Origin of the sequence: Streptomyces sp. NPDC048734 (assembly GCF_043198675.1) — a bacterium.
Classification (GTDB): Bacteria; Actinomycetota; Actinomycetes; order Streptomycetales; family Streptomycetaceae; genus Streptomyces.
The window spans coordinates 221,445-240,338 of the sequence record NZ_JBICUZ010000002.1 but is presented as its reverse complement, the minus strand read 5'-3'; the positions used below and the strand labels follow the sequence as shown (position 1 = coordinate 240,338).

19 protein-coding genes are annotated in these 18,894 nt (G+C 72.5%); 9 read left to right on the top strand and 10 right to left on the bottom strand.

The features are described 5' to 3' along the window. Nucleotides 1-28 precede the first annotated feature (28 nt). Complete coding sequence (locus tag ACGFQC_RS06290) at nucleotides 29-787, top strand: hypothetical protein (protein ID WP_363092486.1); 759 nt, start codon at nucleotides 29-31, stop codon at nucleotides 785-787. Between the two features lie 4 nt (nucleotides 788-791). On the opposite strand, the gene ACGFQC_RS06285 is transcribed toward ACGFQC_RS06290, so the two are convergent. Both ACGFQC_RS06285 and ACGFQC_RS06280 read right to left on the bottom strand, forming a co-directional pair. Next, nucleotides 792-1,316: a hypothetical protein gene (locus ACGFQC_RS06285; protein WP_363092487.1), complete on the bottom strand. Its 525-nt coding sequence runs from the start codon at nucleotides 1,314-1,316 to the stop codon at nucleotides 792-794. 25 nt (nucleotides 1,317-1,341) lie between these two features. Further along, on the bottom strand, nucleotides 1,342-2,457 hold the full coding sequence (locus ACGFQC_RS06280; RefSeq protein ID WP_363092488.1) for a magnesium and cobalt transport protein CorA: 1,116 nt from the start codon (nucleotides 2,455-2,457) through the stop codon (nucleotides 1,342-1,344). Between the two features lie 524 nt (nucleotides 2,458-2,981). Between ACGFQC_RS06280 and ACGFQC_RS06275 the strand changes: the two genes are divergently transcribed. Continuing rightward, on the top strand, nucleotides 2,982-3,566 hold the full coding sequence (locus tag ACGFQC_RS06275; RefSeq protein WP_363092489.1) for a suppressor of fused domain protein: 585 nt from the start codon (nucleotides 2,982-2,984) through the stop codon (nucleotides 3,564-3,566). Nucleotides 3,567-3,572: 6 nt separating this feature from the next. On the opposite strand, the gene ACGFQC_RS06270 is transcribed toward ACGFQC_RS06275, so the two are convergent. Next, on the bottom strand, nucleotides 3,573-4,820 hold the full coding sequence (locus ACGFQC_RS06270; RefSeq protein WP_363092490.1) for an MFS transporter: 1,248 nt from the start codon (nucleotides 4,818-4,820) through the stop codon (nucleotides 3,573-3,575). 158 nt (nucleotides 4,821-4,978) lie between these two features. On the opposite strand from ACGFQC_RS06270, the gene ACGFQC_RS06265 reads away from it, so the two are divergent. From ACGFQC_RS06265 to ACGFQC_RS06255, 3 genes are all read left to right on the top strand, one after another. Next, a complete protein-coding gene (locus ACGFQC_RS06265; protein ID WP_363092491.1) occupies nucleotides 4,979-5,620 on the top strand; it encodes a DUF6758 family protein in 642 nt (213 codons plus the stop codon). 124 nt (nucleotides 5,621-5,744) lie between these two features. Then, a complete protein-coding gene (locus ACGFQC_RS06260; RefSeq protein WP_363092492.1) occupies nucleotides 5,745-6,602 on the top strand; it encodes a PHP domain-containing protein in 858 nt (285 codons plus the stop codon). A gap of 51 nt (nucleotides 6,603-6,653) precedes the next feature. Beyond that, entirely contained in the window at nucleotides 6,654-7,259 is a 606-nt protein-coding gene (locus ACGFQC_RS06255; RefSeq protein ID WP_363092493.1) for a MarC family protein, read from the top strand. 99 nt (nucleotides 7,260-7,358) lie between these two features. On the opposite strand, the gene ACGFQC_RS06250 is transcribed toward ACGFQC_RS06255, so the two are convergent. Continuing rightward, nucleotides 7,359-7,535 (bottom strand): hypothetical protein, encoded by a 177-nt coding sequence (locus tag ACGFQC_RS06250; RefSeq protein ID WP_363092505.1) that lies wholly within the window; start codon nucleotides 7,533-7,535, stop codon nucleotides 7,359-7,361. Nucleotides 7,536-7,744: 209 nt separating this feature from the next. On the opposite strand from ACGFQC_RS06250, the gene ACGFQC_RS06245 reads away from it, so the two are divergent. Further along, entirely contained in the window at nucleotides 7,745-8,650 is a 906-nt protein-coding gene (locus tag ACGFQC_RS06245) for an NYN domain-containing protein (protein WP_363092503.1), read from the top strand. A 206-nt stretch (nucleotides 8,651-8,856) separates the two neighbouring features. Here ACGFQC_RS06245 and ACGFQC_RS06240 read toward each other — a convergent pair whose 3' ends face one another. Further along, nucleotides 8,857-9,735 carry an alpha/beta hydrolase gene (locus ACGFQC_RS06240; RefSeq protein ID WP_363092494.1) on the bottom strand — a complete coding sequence of 293 codons (879 nt, stop codon included), beginning with the start codon at nucleotides 9,733-9,735 and terminating at the stop codon, nucleotides 8,857-8,859. Between the two features lie 141 nt (nucleotides 9,736-9,876). Next, nucleotides 9,877-12,477: a DEAD/DEAH box helicase gene (locus ACGFQC_RS06235; protein ID WP_363092495.1), complete on the bottom strand. Its 2,601-nt coding sequence runs from the start codon at nucleotides 12,475-12,477 to the stop codon at nucleotides 9,877-9,879. 506 nt (nucleotides 12,478-12,983) lie between these two features. Here ACGFQC_RS06235 and ACGFQC_RS06230 point away from each other — a divergent pair. Further along, nucleotides 12,984-13,712 (top strand): ferritin-like fold-containing protein, encoded by a 729-nt coding sequence (locus ACGFQC_RS06230; protein ID WP_363092496.1) that lies wholly within the window; start codon nucleotides 12,984-12,986, stop codon nucleotides 13,710-13,712. Nucleotides 13,713-13,829: 117 nt separating this feature from the next. Here the strand turns inward: ACGFQC_RS06230 and ACGFQC_RS06225 are convergent, their stop codons facing one another. The 4 genes from ACGFQC_RS06225 to ACGFQC_RS06210 all read right to left on the bottom strand — a co-directional run bounded on the left by ACGFQC_RS06225 (nucleotide 13,830) and on the right by ACGFQC_RS06210 (nucleotide 15,827). Continuing rightward, nucleotides 13,830-14,099, bottom strand: a complete 270-nt coding sequence (locus ACGFQC_RS06225) for a hypothetical protein (RefSeq protein ID WP_363092497.1) — start codon at nucleotides 14,097-14,099, stop codon at nucleotides 13,830-13,832. Between the two features lie 270 nt (nucleotides 14,100-14,369). Further along, nucleotides 14,370-14,597, bottom strand: a complete 228-nt coding sequence (locus tag ACGFQC_RS06220; RefSeq protein WP_073493074.1) for a DUF3107 domain-containing protein — start codon at nucleotides 14,595-14,597, stop codon at nucleotides 14,370-14,372. A gap of 145 nt (nucleotides 14,598-14,742) precedes the next feature. Then, nucleotides 14,743-15,384 carry a TetR/AcrR family transcriptional regulator gene (locus ACGFQC_RS06215; protein WP_363092498.1) on the bottom strand — a complete coding sequence of 214 codons (642 nt, stop codon included), beginning with the start codon at nucleotides 15,382-15,384 and terminating at the stop codon, nucleotides 14,743-14,745. Nucleotides 15,385-15,605: 221 nt separating this feature from the next. After that, entirely contained in the window at nucleotides 15,606-15,827 is a 222-nt protein-coding gene (locus ACGFQC_RS06210; protein ID WP_363092499.1) for a hypothetical protein, read from the bottom strand. 198 nt (nucleotides 15,828-16,025) lie between these two features. Between ACGFQC_RS06210 and ACGFQC_RS06205 the strand changes: the two genes are divergently transcribed. Continuing rightward, nucleotides 16,026-17,162, top strand: a complete 1,137-nt coding sequence (locus ACGFQC_RS06205) for an alpha/beta hydrolase (protein WP_363092500.1) — start codon at nucleotides 16,026-16,028, stop codon at nucleotides 17,160-17,162. 7 nt (nucleotides 17,163-17,169) lie between these two features. Further along, nucleotides 17,170-18,633, top strand: a complete 1,464-nt coding sequence (locus ACGFQC_RS06200) for a DUF3152 domain-containing protein (protein WP_393287878.1) — start codon at nucleotides 17,170-17,172, stop codon at nucleotides 18,631-18,633. Nucleotides 18,634-18,894 lie beyond the last annotated feature (261 nt).

The window sequence follows — 18,894 nt, the reverse complement described above, 5'->3', positions numbered from 1 at the left end:
AGTCCCCCGCAGAAAGGCAGCTCCCTCTGTGACTGCGATCGCCCAGGGCCGTACCCGTCGCCGGGCCGCGCTGGTGAGCGCGATGTGCGCGCTGGCCGTGACGGGCCTGGGGCTCACCGGGTGCGCTGAGGACCCGGACGCGGGGACGAACGGGGTCGGCAAACTGGCCGCCGACAAGATCCAGGCGAAGGCACGGGCGGCCGCCGCGGCGGTGGACGCGGTGCGGCTGTCCGGGACCGTGGTCGCCGGCGGGAAGTCGTACCGGCTCGACATGAGCCTGAAGTCGGACGGCGCGACCGGGTCGGTCACCGCCGAGGGCGGCACCTTCCACCTGCTGCGGGTCGACGAGGAGCTGTACCTCAAGGCGGACGCCGCGTTCTGGAAGCACGAGGACGGCGCGTCCGACGACGCCGGCTCCGACGACGCGGCGGCGGGCAAACTCGACGACAAGTACGTGAAGGTGCCGGCCGGCGACCCCTCGTACAAGAAGTTCAGCGGGTTCACGGACAAGGACCTCCTTCTCGACAGTGTGCTGACACTGCACGGTTCGCTGGGCAAGGACGGGCACCACGAGCAGGGCGGGGTGCGCACCATCCGCATCACGGGCGACGGGGGCTCCGGCGGCACGCTGGACGTGTCCCTGGAGGGCAAGCCGTACCCGTTGCGCCTGGTGCGCGCGGGCGGGGCGGGCACCCTGGCCTTCTCCGCCTGGGGCAAGGACTTCGCCCTGAAGGAGCCCGCGGAGAGCGAGACCGTGGACTACGGCAAGGAACTGCCGACGTCGTGACCGGCTACGCGCGCGTGCCCTTCCCGCGCTTCTTCCACAGCAGCCGCGGAAGGCCCGCCGGGACCGGCTGACGGGTCGTCGCCGGGGACGGCGCCGGCGGTGCCGCCAGATCCCCGTCGGGCAGCGGGGACGTGACCCCGGTGGGCTCCAGCCGGATCACCCGGCACTCCCGCGCCCAGCGCGCCGTCATCGCCTCGCCGTCGGGCGCGTTCAGCCGCTTGCCCTTGAGGTCGGCGACGGCCGCCTCCCACGCCTCGGTGCCGGGGGCGAGCTGGGCGACCCGCGCCGTCCAGGTGACCAGCCGGCCGCCCTTGTCCTTGCTGCGGACGGTCACCTCGGCCGTCACACCGTCCGCCAGTCCCGGCAGCGGCTGCTCGCCGGGCCCGTCACCGACCAGACAGGCGGCGCCCTCGTGCCACACGTGCCACAGCGGCCGTGCGCTCCGTTCACCGGCCGCCTCGACCCAGACGAGGCCGGACTTCTTGGTGGCCTCCTCGACGAGGGCCGGTTCGAGCAGCTCGCGTGTCATGGGGCCCACCCTATCCAGGTGGTCGTCACAGCCAGCCGTTGCGCTTGAGCGTGCGGTGGATGCCCACACAGAGCATCACCGTCACCGACATGATGACGGGGTAGCCGTAGCGCCAGTGCAGCTCCGGCATGTGGTCGAAGTTCATGCCGTAGACCCCGCAGACCATCGTCGGTACGGCGATGATGGCCGCCCAGGACGTGATCTTGCGCATGTCCTCGTTCTGCGCGACGGACGCCTGCGCGAGGTTGGCCTGGAGGATCGAGTTGAGCAACTCGTCGAAGCCGATGACCTGTTCCTGGACGCGGGCGAGGTGGTCGGCGACGTCCCGGAAGTACTTCTGGATGTCGGGGTCGACCAGCCGCATCGGCCGCTCGCTCAGCAGTTGCATCGGCCGCAGCAGCGGCGACACCGCCCGCTTGAACTCCAGCACCTCACGCTTGAGTTGGTAGATCCGGCCGGCGTCGGTGCCGCGCGGGCTGCCCTTGCGGCCCGGCGAGAACACCTCCGTCTCGACCTCGTCGATGTCGTCCTGCACGGCGTCGGCGACCGCGATGTACCCGTCGACGACGTGGTCGGCGATCGCGTGCAGCACCGCCGAGGGGCCCCTGGCGAGCAACTCCGGGTCGTCCTGCAGTCGGTGGCGCAGCGCGCGCAACGAGCCCTGGCCGCCGTGCCGGACGGTGATGAAGAAGTCCTTGCCGGTGAAGCACATGACCTCGCCGGTCTCCACCACCTGGCTGTTGGCGTCGAGTTGGTCGTGCTCGACGTAGTGGATGGTCTTGAAGACGGTGAACAGGGAGTCGTCGTAGCGCTCCAGCTTGGGGCGCTGGTGGGCCTGGACCGCGTCCTCCACGGCCAGCGGGTGCAGTCCGAACTCCCCGGCGATCCCGGCGAACTCACTCTCCGTCGGCTCGTGCAGGCCGATCCACACGAAGCCGCCGTCGCGGCGCACCTGACGCATCGCCTCGTGCGGGGCCAGCGGCGCCGCCGTCTCGACGCGGGCGCCGTCACGGTAGACGGCGCAGTCGACGACGGCCGAGGGGGTGGCGGGGTCGCGGGTGGTGTCGTACGCGCCGCTGTCCTTGCGCAGGCTGGGGCGGGACGGGCGGACCACGGCACGCAGGTCACGGATCATCGACATGGCAGGCTCCTTCGCGACAGGCAACGAAAGGCGCCGACGAGGGTGGAACTACCCGGAATGGGGACGTCCTGACGTCCTGACAAGGAGTCTCCCGCCCTTCGAGGCAGGGAAGGATGTTTGGCACGTCCACAAAGCGGGGAGCACCGCTCCGTCGCGGTGGCGGGTTTCGCTACTGATTCAGGTACTGCTTCAGATCAGACGGATCGCGCGGACCGAGAGGATCGGGCAGATCCGGTACAACGAAACGAAGTGCTCTTCCGAGTGAGGACGAGAACGCGAGAGGCGGCGGTCGGCCGGAGCCAGAGCTACATCAGCGGCGGGAAGAGCGAGTGGTACTGCACGGTCGACTTCGATCCATGACAGCCCCACCTCCTCCAGCCGGTCCCCCGTGAGGGACTACCTCGGCGTCGGGACTTGATCGCGACGCTTCTGCGTGCTGCCCCGAACCACCGGGCAACAGTATCAGCCGACCGAAGTGTCAAGGCGCTGCTTTGCCCAGTACTGGCGAGTTCTATGCTCGCGGCATGGCTGATGTTCTTCCTCTGGTCGAGGCCCGGTTGCGCAGCGCGCTGGGCGAGCCGGACGCCCGCGCCGCGGTCACCTTCCTGGGTACGGACCGCATCGAGGTCCTGCGCTTCCAGGAGGGCGACATCGTCCGCTACGCCACGCTCGGCATGTCCGCGCAGCCGATGAGCGACCCCACCGCGGTGCTCGCCGATCCGGTGAAGGGGCCGCGCGCCGAGCTGGTCCTGTCCGTGCGGGCGGGCCTCGCCGACACCGACAAGGTGCTCCGCCCGCTCGCCGTGCTCGCCGCCTCCCCGCAGGTCGAGGGCGTGATCGTGGCACCCGGCGCCTCCCTCGACGTCGGTGAACCCCTGTGGCCGGGCGCCCCGTTCACCTCCGTGCTGGTGGCCGAGCCCGGCGGCCTGGTCGAGGACCTGGACCTCGACGGGCCCCTGGACCCGGTCCACTTCCTGCCGCTGCTGCCGATGACCCCCAACGAGGCCGCCTGGAAGCGCGTGCACGGCGCGCAGGCCCTCCAGGAGCGCTGGCTGACGCACGGGACGGACCTGCGGGACCCGTCCCGCGGGTCCGTCCCGCTGGAGTGACCGAACTCACCGGTCGGCCGGGAGGACGCGTCGGTCGGCGAAGACGGCGACCCCGTCCTCCGCCGCGTGCCTCGGCTCCAGCTCCTCCGCCCGTGCGGTGAGCGCCTCGCGCCGTACGAGGACCACGACCGCGCCGAGGAGCGCGGTGACCGCGGCGACGGCGAACGGGACGTGGATGTCCGTCCACTCCTCGATCCGCGGCGCGAAGAACGGCGCGGCGGCCGCGGCGAACCAGCGCACGAAGTTGTAGCCGGCGCTCGCGACCGGGCGCGGCGCGTCCGACACGCCCAGCGCCAGCTCGGTGTAGACGGTGTTGTTCACGCCGATGAGGGCGCCGGACAGGACCGTGCACACCACGGCGGTGGTGTGGCCGCCGTAGCCGAGCACCAAGACGTCGGCGGCGAGCAGCACCAGGGAGCCGCCGAGCACCTTCAGCGAGCCGAACCGCTTCTGCAGTCGCGGGGCCACCAGGACCGAGAAGACGGCGAGCAGCACGCCCCAGGCGAAGAACACCGCGCCCGACCTGTAGGGCGTCATGTCGAGCACGAACGGTGTGAAGGCCAGCACGGTGAAGAACGTGTAGTTGTAGAAGAACGCCGAGACCGCCGTCGAGGCCAGACCGCCGTGGCCGAGCGCCTTGAGCGGGTCCAGCAGCGAGGTCCTGCGGGCCGGCTTCGGCTGCTCCCCGAGGAACGCCGTGATGCACAGGAAGCCGACCGCCATCAGCAGCGCGGTGCCGAAGAACGGGTAGCGCCAGCTGGCGTCCCCGAGCAGCGCGCCCAGCAAGGGCCCGCACGCCATGCCGAGGCCGAGGGCGGACTCGTACAGCAGGATCGCCGCGGCGCTGCCTCCCGCCGCCGCGCCGACGATCACCGCGAGGGCGGTGGAGACGAACAGCGCGTTGCCCAGTCCCCAGCCGGCGCGGTATCCGACGAGCTGTCCGACCGTGTCGGAGGTGCCGGACAGGCCCGCGAAGACGACGACGAGGGCGAGGCCGAGCAGCAGGGTCCTGCGGCCGCCGATCCGGCTGGAGACGAAGCCGGTCAGCAGCATCGCGAAGGCGGTGATCAGGAAGTACGAGGTGAAGAGGAGGGAGACCTGGCCGGTCGTGGCGTCCAGCCCCCGGGCGATGGAGGGCAGGATCGGGTCGACGAGTCCGATGCCCATGAAGGCGACGACGGACGCGCCGGCGGTCGCCCAGACCGCCTTGGGCTGGCGCAGAAGGCCACCGGCTCCCGCTTCGAAGGGGTCCATGCTTGCTCCCGCCCCGACAGATGGTTGGCTTTTACATACAGTAAGTTAGCCAAGCTAATGAATGTAATTTACATCTATATCGGCCGTTCGGGCTGGGTTCCGCCCGGACGGGTGATCGTCCTTGACGCGGACCGGATCGGGTAGGACCGTGGGGCTCTATGAGGGGCGAACCCAGTTGCCCGAAGTGTGGTGGCCGGGTCAGGGCTCCCGGCCTCTTCTCCGATTCCTGGCAGTGCGATGTGCACGGGGCCGTGCATCCGCTCCAGCCCGTGATACCGCCCAGCGTCGAGGCCCTCGACGTCGTCGTGCACCGGACCCGGGTGCCGGTGTGGATGCCGTGGCCGCTGCCGGTCGGCTGGCTCTTCACGGGCGTGACCTACGCCGGTGACGACCGCAGCGGCGGCCGCGCCAGCGCCGTCGCCTGTACGGGCCCCGGCCCGCTCGGCGGCATGGGGGAGCTGATCCTCGTCGCGGAGGAGCTGGGCGTCGGACTCGGCGCGCGGTACGCCGGGATGGACGGCCCCGACCCCGGCCCGTACCTGGACGTCGAGAAGCCGCCCCAGGCCAAGGTCCTGGCCGCCGGCCGCCCCACCCCGCTCTGGCTGGTCAACGGCGCCCCGGACGACCGCGCGGTCTTCGCGGGCGAGGCGCGGGGGCTGTGGCTGTGGGCGGTCGTCTGGCCCGAGCAGTCGGGGCTGCTGATGTACGACGAGCTGGTGCTGACCGATCTGCGCGATGCCGGGGCCGAGGTCGAGCTGGTGCCGTGCGGGGCGCTCTCGCCGCGGCTGCTGAAGCCGTAGCGGGCGGGCCGGCGGGGGGCGTACGGGCGGGGGCGCTCGACTGGTTCGGGTGTGACGGAGAAGTCCGGAAATCCGGTTATCCTTGAGCGTCCCCGTCCGCCCGTCACCGCTTGGAGTCCGCGTCGTGCGCATCGATCTGCACTGCCACTCCACGGCGTCCGACGGTACGGACACCCCGGCCGAGCTGGTGCGCAACGCCGCCGCGGCCGGGCTGGACGTCGTGGCGCTGACCGACCACGACAGCACCCGGGGGCACGCCGAGGCGATCGCCGCGCTGCCGCCGGGACTCACCCTCGTCACCGGGGCCGAGCTGTCCTGCCGTGTCGATGGCGTCGGCATGCACATGCTGGCCTACCTCTTCGACCCCGAGGAGCCCGCCCTGCTCGCCGAGCGCGAGCTGGTGCGCGACGACCGGGTGCCGCGGGCGCGCGGGATGGTCGCCAGGCTCAACGAGCTGGGCGTGCCCGTCACCTGGGAGCAGGTCGCGCGGATCGCCGGGGAGGGCTCCGTCGGGCGCCCGCACGTGGCCACCGCGCTCGTCGAACTCGGCGTCGTACCGACCGTGAGCGACGCGTTCACCCGGGAATGGCTGGCCGACGGCGGCCGGGCCTACGTCGAGAAGCACGAGACCGACCCCTTCGAGGCGATCCGGCTGGTCAAGGCGGCGGGCGGGGTCACCGTCTTCGCCCACCCGGGCGCGAGCAAGCGGGGCCGTACGGTGCCCGAGTCCGTGATCGCCGAACTGGCCGCCGCCGGCCTCGACGGCATCGAGGTCGACCACATGGACCACGGCGACGACACCCGCGCGCGACTGCGTGGGCTCGCCGCCGACCTGGGGCTCCTCGTGACCGGGTCGAGCGACTACCACGGCAGCCGCAAGACCTGCGTGCTCGGCGAGTACACCACGGACCCCGAGGTCTACGGGGAGATCACCCGGCGCGCGACCGGCGCGTTCCCGGTGCCGGGGACCGGCGGGGCCTGAGGCTCCCCCGACCCGTCACCCTTCCTCTCTTTCCGCAAGGCTTTCGCACTGATGTTCGACGTTGCCGTCTTCGGCTCCCTCTTCCTCACCCTTTTCGTCATCATGGATCCCCCTGGGATCACCCCGATCTTCCTCGCGCTGACCGCGGGGCGTCCCGCCAAGGTGCAGAAGCGGATGGCCTTCCAGGCCGTCTGCGTGGCCGGCGGTGTCATCGCCGTCTTCGGGCTCCTCGGCCACCAGATCCTGGGCTACCTGCACGTGTCCGTGCCCGCGCTGATGATCGCCGGCGGGCTGCTGCTCCTGCTGATCGCCCTCGACCTGCTGACCGGCAAGACCGACGAGCCCCAGCAGACCAAGGACGTCAACGTGGCCCTGGTCCCGCTCGGCATGCCACTGCTGGCCGGGCCGGGCGCGATCGTGTCGGTGATCCTGGCCGTGCAGAAGGCCGACAGCGCCGCCACGCAGGTGTCGGTGTGGACGGCGATCCTCGCCATCCACGCGGTGCTGTGGCTGGTGATGCGCTACTCGCTGCTGATCATCCGCGTCATCAAGGACGGCGGCGTGGTCCTGGTGACGCGCCTGGCGGGCATGATGCTCTCCGCCATCGCCGTACAGCAGATCATCAACGGTGTCACGCAGGTGATCCAGGCGGCCTGAGCACCTCCGGCGCGCGCGGAGGTTCCTCCGGTGCAGGCAGAGCCCCCCACGGCATCGTGCCGTGGGGGGCTCTGAAGTCTTGGGTGAAGACCCTGAGTGTTACGAGGCCGAGGTGTCGGCCGGGCGGATCCACAGTCGCTGCCCTATGGCGGCGGCCTGCTGGACGATCCGGTTGACGGAGGCGGCGTCCACAACGGTGCTGTCCACGGGCGTGCCGTCGACGTCGTCGAGTCGCATGATTTCGAAGCGCACGGGCTTCTCCCTTCGTCTGGTCATCCTCCTGAGGAGAATTGCTGTACGTGAAGAGTCAACGCGGCGCGTGTTACGAACATTCCCTACGCTAAAGAAATTTTTCGAACGTCTAATTACTGACTGGTAAGGGAGCTGTCGCGGTGGACGGCCGCCCGACGGTCCGCCTCGATCGGTCACCCAGCCGGTATGGACCGAACGGGACCGGTTGTGTTCGCAGCGTGACCGCCGGGACAATGGACGCGATGAACGACGACCTCACGGCCCTCGCCGCCCACATCGACCGCACGAACGAGCTGCTGACCCGCATGCTCGCCGAGGTGGCGAAGACACCCTCGACCCATGCCATCTTCGTCGACGCCGGGTACCTCTACGCGGCGGCGGGCCGGCTGGTCGCCGGGACCGAGGACCGCCGGGCCTTCGACCTCGACGCCGAGGGTCTGATCGACGCCCTCATCGACCGCGCCCGCACGATCTTCGCCGACAGCCGGCTGCTGCGCGTCTACTGGTACGACGGCGCCCGCCGCCGCATCCACACGGCCGAGCAGCAGTCCATCGCCGAACTCCCGGACGTCAAGGTCCGGTTGGGCAACCTCAACGCCAACAACCAGCAGAAGGGCGTCGACTCCCTGATCCGCAGCGACCTGGAGTCCCTCGCCCGGCACCGCGCCATCAGCGACGCCGCGCTGCTGGGCGGCGACGAGGACCTGGTCTCCGCCGTGGAGGCGGCGCAGGGGTACGGCGCCCGCGTCCACCTCTGGGGCATCGATGCCCCAGAGGGCCGCAACCAGGCGGAACCCCTGCTGTGGGAGGTCGACAGCCAGCGCACCCTCGACCTCGACTTCTTCAAGCCGTACGTCTCACGGCGCACCGACCGGACCTACGAGCCGGCCGGCGCGGCCCGGCCCACCCGCGACGACGTCCGCTTCGTGGGCGCGCAGATCGCGGCGAAGTGGCTGGCGGCGCGGGGTCGGGAGTCCCTGGTGGAACTGCTGCCGGGCCACCCCTACCTGCCCGGCTCCGTCGACCAGGACCTCCTCGTGGAGGCGGAGGGCCTGCTCCAGTACTCGCTGCGCGGCCAGTCGGACCTCAGACGGGCGCTGCGGGACGGGTTCTGGGAGCACCTGCAGACGCAGTACTAGGTGTGCCGTGGCGGGCAGCGTTCGCCCGTGAAGGAGCGGCGGCCGGTGCGTGCTCCGGCGTTACCCCCGGCCGAAGGCTGGGGGAGTGCCGCCGGAGGCCCTCGTACTGGGCGTGCTCGGGTCTTCGGCCGGTGCGGCGAGTGGGGTCCCCCCTCCGGGGGAGCGTGCCGGGCGTCGCGACGGGGCGAACGTCGCCCGTCGCGGCATCAGTCCCCATCGGGGCGGATCTTGTCCCAGAAGTCGGCGAGCGCGTGGGCCGTCGGCAGGGGCTGGTCCAGGTTGGGGGAGTGCTCGGCTCCCGCGACGACCGTCCGGTGCGCGCCCAGGTCCATCGCCATGTCGTCCAGGACGGTCACCGGCCAGGTGTCGTCGCGTGCCCCCGACAGCACGTGGAAGGGCAGCGGCACAGCGGCGAGTTCCGCGACGCGGTTCGGCTCGATGAGCAACTGGCTTCCGGTGGAAAGGAGTTGGGCGGGCTTGTGGTTCACCCAGCGCTGCCGCAGCAGCGGCGGTTCGCCGAACCCGCGGGCCGGGCCGCCGACTTCCTCCGGCGGGCCCATCGCCAGGATCGCCTCCCACACCTGCGGCATCGTCATCAGCGCGAGCGCGTCGTGCAGCAGTCGCACGCGCTGCCGCTGCACATCGGAGATCTGCGCCGGGCCCGACGCGACCAGTGTGAACGAGACGAAGGGGGAGTGGTCGAGCAGCACGGCCGCCCGGGCGATCTGGCCGCCCAGCGAGTGCCCGGCCAGATGCACGGGGGTGCCGAGCGCGGCCGCCTGCGCGAGTACGTCCCGCGCCAACTCCTCCTGTGCGTAAGGCGCTTCGTCGAACGCGGGCCCGTCGCTCTCGTTCTGCCCGCGCCCGTCCACGGCGACCGTGCGGTACCCGCGCGCCGCGAGCGGCTCGTGCAGCAGGTGGAAGTCCTCCTTGCTGCCGGTGAACCCGGGCAGCAACAGCGCGACGCCCCGCGGCACCACACCGTCGGCCACGGGCGAGTCGACGACGGCGAACTCGCCGCGCGCGGTGCGCAACCGGTACGCGCGAGCGCCGGCAGGCGGGGTGAAGGAGGTCGGGACGGTCACACGCCGAGGTTACCGGGCCACGTCGACGGGACCGCTGCGGAGGGGACCGGTCGGCGAACGACGCCCGGTGCCGGGAACGCCGACGGCCCGGTCGCTCCACCAGGGAGTGACCGGGCCCTCGGACTGTGCCCTCGCGGGCGATCAGCTCTCCGCGGACTCCGCGGCGGCCGTCGCCTTGCGCGTACGCCGGACCTTCGGCTTCGCCTCGTCGACGGCGGCCTCGGCGGCCGGTGCCGTGGTGGCGGTCTTGCGGGTGCGGCGGGGCTTGGGCTCCGGCTCCTGCGCGGCCTGGGCCGGGATGTCGGCGACGGTGGCCGTCGTCTCCGGCTGGGCGGCCTTGCGGGTGCGGCGGGGCTTGGCCTCGGCGTCGTCGGCGGCCGGTGCGGCGGCGGCCGTCTTGCGCGTGCGGCGGGGCTTGGCCTCCGTGGTCTCGGCGGTGTCGACGGCGGCCTCGGCCGGCGCGGCGGTCTTGCGGGTCCGGCGCGGCTTCGCCTCGGCCGTGTCGGCGGCGGCCTCCGACGCGGCGGTCTTGCGTGTGCGGCGGGGCTTGGCCTCCGCGCCCTCGGCCGTTTCGACCGCGGATTCCGCAGCCGGTGCCGCCGTCTTGCGCGTACGACGGGGCTTGGCCTCGACCGCGTCGGCGACGCCCGCCACGGCTTCCGTCGCCACCGCGGTCTTGCGGGTGCGGCGGGGCTTGGCCTCCGTGGTCTCGGCGGTGTCGACGGCGGCCTCGGCGGCCGGTGCCGTGGTGGCGGTCTTGCGGGTGCGGCGGGGCTTGGGCTCCGGCTCCTGCGCGGCCTGGGCCGGGATGTCGGCGACGGTGGCCGTCGTCTCCGCCACCGCGGTCTTGCGGGTGCGGCGGGGCTTGGCCTCCGTGGTCTCGGCGGTGTCGACGGCGGCCTCGGCGGCCGGTGCCGTGGCGGCGGCCTTGCGGGTCCGGCGAGGCTTCGCCTCGGTGGCCACCGCGGCGCTTTCGGCGGTGTCGACCCCGGAATCCGCCGGGGCGGTCGCCTTGCGGGTGCGACGGCGCGGCCTGGCCTCCGTCGCCTCCGCCGTGTCGACGGCAGTCTCGGGGGCCGCGACCGGCGCCTGGGCGGGGATCTCCACCACGGTCTCGACCGCGGTCTCGACCGCCGTCTCCGTCACGTCCGCCGGCACGTCCGCGTTCCGGCGGGTGCGGCGGCGGCGCGGCTTGGCGGCCTCCGGGGCGTCGAGGGCCGGGCCCTCCGCGGACGCCACCGCCGCTTGCGCGGCCTCCGGGGCGTCGACGGGCGTCACCGGCGCCGCCGTGGCGACTTCCTGTGCCACCGCGCCACGCGTACGGCGCCGACGGCGCGGCGTGCGCGACGTGGCCGCCTCCTCCGCGACGGGCGCCTGCTCGGGCGCCGCGGCGACGGCGGGGGCCGATGCGTCGAGGGGCTCGCCGTTGCGCGTGCGGCGGCGACGGCGCGGCGCACGGGCGGGACGCTCGCGCTCGGCGGAGCGGGACTCGCCACGGCCGCCGCCACGGCGGTCACCCCGGTCGTTGCGGCCGCGTCCACCACGGCCGCCCGGCTCGCCGAGGTCCTCCATCTCCTCCGCGTCGAGTCCGGCGCGCGTGCGCTCCGAACGCGGCAGGACACCCTTGGTGCCGGCGGGGATGTCGAGGTCCTCGAAGAAGTGCGGGGACGTGGAGTACGTCTCCGGCGGGTCCGGGAAACCCAGGTCCAGCGCCTTGTTGATCAGCTGCCAGCGCGGGATGTCGTCCCAGTCGACGAGGGTGACGGCGATGCCCTTGGCGCCCGCGCGGCCGGTGCGGCCGATGCGGTGCAGGTACGTCTTCTCGTCCTCGGGGGACTGGTAGTTGATGACGTGGGTGACGCCCTCGACGTCGATGCCGCGGGCGGCGACGTCGGTGCAGACGAGGACGTCGACCTTGCCGTTGCGGAAGGCGCGCAGCGCCTGCTCGCGAGCGCCCTGACCGAGGTCGCCGTGGACCGCGCCGGAGGCGAAACCCCGCTGCTTGAGCTGGTCGGCGAGGTCGGCGGCGGTCCGCTTGGTGCGGCAGAAGACCATGGCGAGACCACGGCCCTCGGCCTGGAGGATGCGCGAGACCATCTCGGGCTTGTCCATGTTGTGCGCGCGGTACACGTGCTGCCTGGTGTTCGCGACGGTCGCGCCCGCGTCGTCCGGCGACGTGGCGTTGATGTGCGTGGGCTGCGACATGTAGCGGCGGGCGAGGCCGATGACCGCGCCCGGCATGGTCGCCGAGAACAGCATGGTCTGGCGCTTCGCCGGAAGCATGTTGATGATCTTCTCGACGTCGGGCAGGAAGCCCAGGTCGAGCATCTCGTCGGCCTCGTCGAGGACGAGCGAGCGGATGTGCTTCAGATCGAGCTTCTTCTGGCCCGCGAGGTCCAGCAGCCGGCCCGGGGTGCCGACGACCACGTCGACGCCCTTCTGCAGGGCCTCGACCTGGGGTTCGTAGGCACGGCCGCCGTAGATGGCGAGGACGCGCACGTTGCGCACCTTGCCCGCGGTGAGCAGGTCGTTGGTGACCTGGGTGCACAGCTCGCGGGTGGGGACGACGACGAGCGCCTGCGGGGCGTCGGTCAGGTCCTCGGGCCCGGCGCGCCCGGCCTCGACGTCGGCGGGGACGGTGACGCGCTCCAGCAGCGGAAGGCCGAAGCCGAGCGTCTTGCCGGTGCCGGTCTTGGCCTGTCCGATGACGTCCGTGCCCGTGAGGGCGACCGGGAGCGTCATTTCCTGGATGGGGAAGGCGGTGATGATGCCGACGGCCTCGAGGGCTTCGGCGGTCTCGGGGAGGATCCCGAGCTCTCGGAACGTGGTAGTCAGGGTGCTGCCTCTTCTGTGTGCGCGGTGCGAGGCGAGCGCGGGGGTCGTGGCGGACCGCGTCGGGGACGTCGGCCGCCCTGTGGGCGAAGCCGGCAAGACACGGGACCTCTGCCGACGCTCTAGCGTTCGTACCGCTGAGGGGTCCCTCCGGTCGTCGTACGCAATGTGCCGTACGGCCAGGGAGGGCTGTCGGGTCGGAGCCGATCGGGCCACCGACCGGGCATCCTCATACGTGCGGCCCGTCGAATACTCGGCAGGCGCATTACCACCATACCCCGGATTCGCGCACATGCGACGGCCGATCCGGTCACGTTGTGGTTGTCACACCGTCGGACACGGTCCCTCGCGTCGTCGTCGTCGCACTGACTGACCAGGGACTTCCCTCTCGCGACGGGCGGGCTATTGTGCGCTCCATGACGAGCTCTGACAAGCCTGAGAACGCCGCCACCGGTATCGCCGCCCAGGACTGGGCGAAGGCCTCCGCCGATCCGCAGTACCGGGCCGCGGTCGTGGACCTGCTCGGCGCGCTCGCGTACGGCGAGCTCGCGGCCTTCGAGCGGCTCGCCGAGGACGCCAAACTGGCGCCCACGCTGGAGGACAAGGCGGAACTGGCGAAGATGGCGTCGGCCGAGTTCCACCACTTCGAGCGGCTGCGCGACCGGCTCACGGAGGTCGGCGAGGAGCCGACGCGCGCGATGGAGCCGTTCGTCGCCGCGCTCGACGGCTTCCACAAGCAGACCGCCCCGTCCGACTGGCTGGAGGGCCTCGTCAAGGCCTACGTCGGCGACTCGATCGCCAGCGACTTCTACCGCGAGGTCGCGGCCCGTCTGGACACCGACACCCGCGCCCTGGTGCTGGCCGTGCTCGACGACACCGGTCACGCCGGTTTCGCCGTCGACCGGGTGCGCGCGGCGATCGACGCGGACCCGCGCGTGGGCGGGCGGCTCGCGCTGTGGGCGCGGCGGCTGATGGGCGAGGCCCTGTCGCAGTCGCAACGGGTGGTGGCCGACCGTGACGCGCTGTCGACGATGCTCGTGGGCGGTGTCGCGGACGGGTTCGACCTCGCGGAGGTGGGGCGGATGTTCTCCCGGATCACCGAGGCGCACACGAAGCGGATGGCTGCGCTGGGCCTGGCCGCGTAGCGCTCCGCCGGGGGCCCTGCAGCACTCCGGGTGGGAGCGCCGCGGGCCTGCCGCGCGCGGCTGGTCAGGTGGTTCCCCGCGCCTCTTGCCGGCTCGGTTCCCGCCGGGCCGACGCGGCTACGCGGTGGCTGATCTGCGACGGATTCCGGCCGCGGGGCGCAGGAGCAGCGAGAGGGAGGCGGTGGAGACGACCGCCGCGCCGAGGAGAGCGGCGATCGAGGAGCCGGGATCCAGCGCGCTGTGGGTGACGAAGTCGCCGAACAGGGCTCCGGCGACGCCCGTCGCCAACACCAGGGTGCGGGCGGGGAGCCGGTGGGACAGGCGGTGGACCGCCACCCACGCGAGCACGAGACCGAGCACAGCGGAGCCGAGCACTTCCAAGATCATCCGGGGTCCTTCCAGGCGGCCGGGCCGTGCACCAAGGTCGTAGCCCGTCTTACCCGTGACCTGCGGAATGCAATCCTCCTGCGCGGTCGGGCCGTGCTCCGTCCGTGGCGGGCGCGGCGCGGGATCCGGTGCGCGTTCCGGTGCGGGCCGATCTGGCCGGTGCATGGGCTGACCGGGCCGGTGTGTCTGCTGATCTGCGTGCCGGCGTGGCGGGACGCGGAAGGGGCCCGGCAGCCGAACGGCCGCCGGGCCCCTTCCGTCGAGCGTGGCCTACAGTGCGCCGAAGCCCACCTTGCGCGGGGCCGGCTCGCCCAGCTCCACGTAGGCCAGGCGGTCGGCCGGAACCAGGACCTTGCGGCCGTGCTGGTCCGTGAGGCTGAGCAGCTGCGACTTCCCGGCCAGGGCGTCGGCCACCACGCGCTCGACCTCCTCTGGAGTCTGACCGCTCTCCAGAACGATCTCGCGGGGCGCGTGCTGCACGCCGATCTTGACCTCCACGGCTAAGTCCCTCCGACGATCACGAGGTGCGCGGGCGTCCGCGCCGTACGCTGCACACATTAGCCCGGTGAGGGGACGTGCACGGCGCGGCCGTCCACGCCAGGAGCGAACAGCGAACGGGAACAAACGGCCGGGGCGGTGCCGCTCAGTGCTGCTCGATGCCGTGCAGCGGGAATCCGGCGATGCCCCGCCAGGCGAGGGAGGCCAGCAACTGCACAGCCTGGTCGCGCGGGACGCTGCGGTCGCTGTGCAGCCAGGAACGCGCCACCACCTGCGCGAGACCGCCGAGGCCGGAGGCCAGCAGCATCGACTCCGCACGCGAGAGGCCGGTGTCCTCGGCGATGACCTCGCAGATCGCCTCGGCGCACTCGTTGGTGACCTTGTCGACGCGCTCGCGCACGGCGGGCTCGTTCGTCAGGTCCGACTCGAAGACCAGACGAAAGGCGCCGCCGTCGTCCTCGACGTACGCGAAGTACGCGTCCATCGTCGCGCGCACGCGCTGCTTGTTGTCGGTCGTCGAGGCGAGCGCGCTGCGCACGGCCTGGATGAGCGACTCGCAGTGCTGGTCCAGCAGCGCCAGGTACAGGTCGAGCTTGCCCGGGAAGTGCTGGTAGAGCACCGGCTTGCTGACGCCGGCCCGTTCCGCGATGTCGTCCATCGCCGCCGAGTGGTAGCCCTGCGCGACGAAGACCTCCTGGGCGGCGCCCAGCAGTTGGTTCCGTCGGGCACGGCGCGGCAGGCGGGTGCCTCGCGGGCGCGCCGCCTCGGTCTGCTCGATGGCTGTCACGCCGCCTCCCAATGTCGTCCCTCTTGCGGTGTGCCGCCGCGCCGCCATCGTACTTTTCGGTAACCGTGGTGTGCGCGGTGCGAGCGCAGAATTTCACGGACCGGACGAAGGCAAAAGCCGTAGGTAAGGTTTCGTAGCGGGGCGTAGCGGGCAGAATCGTGCTCCGCTCCGGCCGGGCGCGCGGCGGTCCTCGGTGTCCCCGGGGGTGGCCCCGGGTCCGCTCAGCGGTAGTCGTCCTCGTCCTGCGAGACGACACGCGCCTGTTCGATGACGTCCGCCTCGTTGGCCCGGCTCGGATCCATCTCGTCCAGCGGGTCGTCGCTCTCCGGCGCGACATCGGCCTGCTGCTCGGCGGTGTCGTTCTCCGGCGCCTCGACGTCGATCTCCGCGGCGGCGTCCTCCTGGTCCGCGAACGTCTCCGGATCGGTGGGGTCGATGGCCATGACGGGCTCCCTTCCTACGAACGTCCCTGAAAACGCAGGGGTCACACGCGGGTGCCCTCTGTACGAGCCTAGGAGACACCCATTTCGGACGCCATGCGATGTGCCCGGGAATCGCGCCGCCATCCGCGCGACGCGCGGTCGGCCTCTTGTGACGCCGAACACACGGTTCCGCGTGTGATCGTCTCGTAACATTGCGGCATGTCTTCGACAGAGCTGCCGTCCGTGCCGCCCACCAGCGTGCTGCCGAAGGCCGCGGCGGTCCGGGTCGCCGAGGGCGAGAGGCTGCGGTCGGTCCGCCTGCCCGGCATCACCCTGACGGTCCGCTCCAGGCCGGCCGCGCGCGCGGGACTGCATCCCGCGCTGTACGTCCACGGCCTCGGCGGCTCCTCGCAGAACTGGTCCGCGCTGATGGCGCAGCTCGACGGCGTCGTCGAGAGCGAGGCCGTCGACCTGCCCGGCTTCGGGGACTCCCCGCCGCCGGACGACGGCGACTACTCCATCACGGCACACGCGCGTGCCGTGATCCGTCACCTCGACGCGTCCGGCCGCGGACCCGTCCACCTCTTCGGCAACTCGCTGGGCGGTGCCGTGTCCACGCGTGTCGCGGCGGTCCGCCCCGACCTCGTCCGGACGCTGACCCTCGTCTCGCCCGCTCTCCCGGAACTGCGCGTCCAGCGCACGGCTGTGCCCACCGGCCTGATCGGCATGCCAGGTGTGGCCGCGCTGTTCACCCGGTTCACCCGGGAGTGGACGGCCGAGCAGCGAGTCCGCGGCGTCATGGCCCTGTGTTACGGCGATCCCGGGAGAGTCACCCCGGAGGCGTTCGGCCACGCCGTGGAGGAACTCGAGCGGCGGCTGCGGCTGCCGTACTTCTGGGACGCGATGACGCGCTCCGCCCGCGGGCTGGTCAGCGCCTACACGCTGGGCGGCCAGCACGGCCTGTGGCGCCAGGCCGAACGCGTCCTCGCCCCGGCGCTCCTCGTCTACGGCGGCCGCGACCGGCTCGTCGGCTTCCGCATGGCCCAGCGGGCGGCACGCACCTTCCGCAACTCCCGCCTGCTCACCCTGCCGAACGCGGGGCACGTGGCGATGATGGAGTACCCGGAGACGGTCGCCACGGCGTTCCGTGAACTGCTGGAGCAGACGGCGGATCCGGGACCGGCCATGGAGGCGCGGGCCGGGACGGGCCCGGGCGACGCCCCGGCACCGGATGCCGGTGCCGGGGCGTGGTCGGAAGCGGACACCGGGGCGGGGCCGGAGGGGGGCCCGGGAACCGGACCGGGCTCCGGGGCGTTCACCGAACAAGCCGGCGGATCCGCGGGCACGGGGAGCTGAGGGGGCCGTGGGACGTCACAGTCGGCGCGGGCCCGCGCCCAGGAGCACAGCACAGCAGGGCACCGGCGGTACCCCCCGGGAAGCCGCCCCGGGCGAGGCGGGGGACGCCCGCCCCCATGGCGCGGCCCCGCCCGCCGACGCGCCCTCGGTGAAGTCCGGATTTCCCGACGGCACCCCGGCTCGCGGTGTGCCGCGGCTTCCCGACGGCACCCCCGCCCACGGCCTGCCCCTCCCGGGGGCTCGCCGTGCCCCCGGCGGCACTCCCGCCCACGGCACCCCGCAGGTTCGCGGCGGACATCCCGAGCAGCGGGAGGCAGGGGGCGCCTGGGGCGAGCTGCGGGGCCGTACGGCGAGCGGATCCGGCCCACTGATCCCTCGTCAGCGGCCCGAGTCCGCGGCAGCGTCCCGGCAGCGGGCGTCCGACACGGCGGCGGGTCCGCGCCAGGACTACCTCGACGCCTTCACCGAGGACGACAACGTCTTCGAGCGCCGCGCGCCCGTGACGGCCGCCACGGCCACGGCACTCGCCACGGACACGTGTGTCGCCCCGCGTCCCACCGACGCCTACGTCTCCGCCACCGACCGGGACCGAGACCCCCGTCCGGCTCCCACGGGCGGCGGGGCCGGCGGCGAGCCGCCCACCGGTGAACCGGCGGCCGGGGGCGGCAAGGGCCGGGCCTTCACCGGCATCGCGGCCGCCGCGGTCACCACCGTGCTGGCCATCGTCGTCGCCGGCCAGGTCACCGACGCGCGCGACGAGGACTCCGTCCAGTCGCACACCACGACCGACAAGGCCGCCCGTGACGCCCGCGACTCCGCCGCGCGCGGCGCCGAACGGCCGAGCCCGTCGGCGTCACCCGGTGCGGTGCCGCTGACGTACGACCAGATGATGAGCGCGCGCTACCGCTTCGGGGCCACGCTCGCGGGGTCGGGGAAGTTCGACGCCGTGCCCGGGATCGACAAGGCGCCCGGCAAGGGACAGAAGTACACCTACCGCGTGGATGTCGAGCAGGGGCTCGGACTCGACGCCGAACTGTTCGCGCAGGCCGTGCAGAAGACGCTCAACGACGAACGCAGTTGGGCCCACGGCGGCGCGCGGACCTTCGAGCGGATCCACTCGGGGGAGCCGGACTTCGTCATCACGCTCGCCAGCCCCGGCACCACCGCCGACTGGTGCGCGAAGTCCGGCCTGGACACCACCGAGGACAACGTCTCCTGCGACTCGGCCGCCACCGAACGAGTGATGATCAACGCCTACCGGTGGGCGCAGGGGTCAGCGACCTACGGCGACGAGATGTACGCCTACCGGCAGATGCTGATCAACCACGAGGTGGGCCACCGGCTCGGCTACGGCCATGTCACCTGCGACAAGGACGGGGACCTCGCCCCGGTCATGCAGCAGCAGACGAAGTTCCTGGAGTACGACGGCATCCGCTGCCTGCCCAACCCCTGGCCCTACCCGAACAACTGACGAACGGCGGGGCGCCGACCACGGGACGCCTCCGGCGGTACCTCCGCGCTCCCCCGAGTCGTAACGTTTCGCGCTCGCCTGATCTCCTAGCGCGACGGAACGCCGCCCGCGCGGGAAAGTTACGACCGTTCACCCCTTTTGGTGGGGGGGGGGGCCCCCCCCCCGGGGCGCCCCCCCCGGGGGGCGGGGGGGGGGGGCGCCCGGGGCGGGCGGGGGGCCCGCGGGGCCCCCCCACCCCGGGCGGGGGGGGGGGGGGGGCGG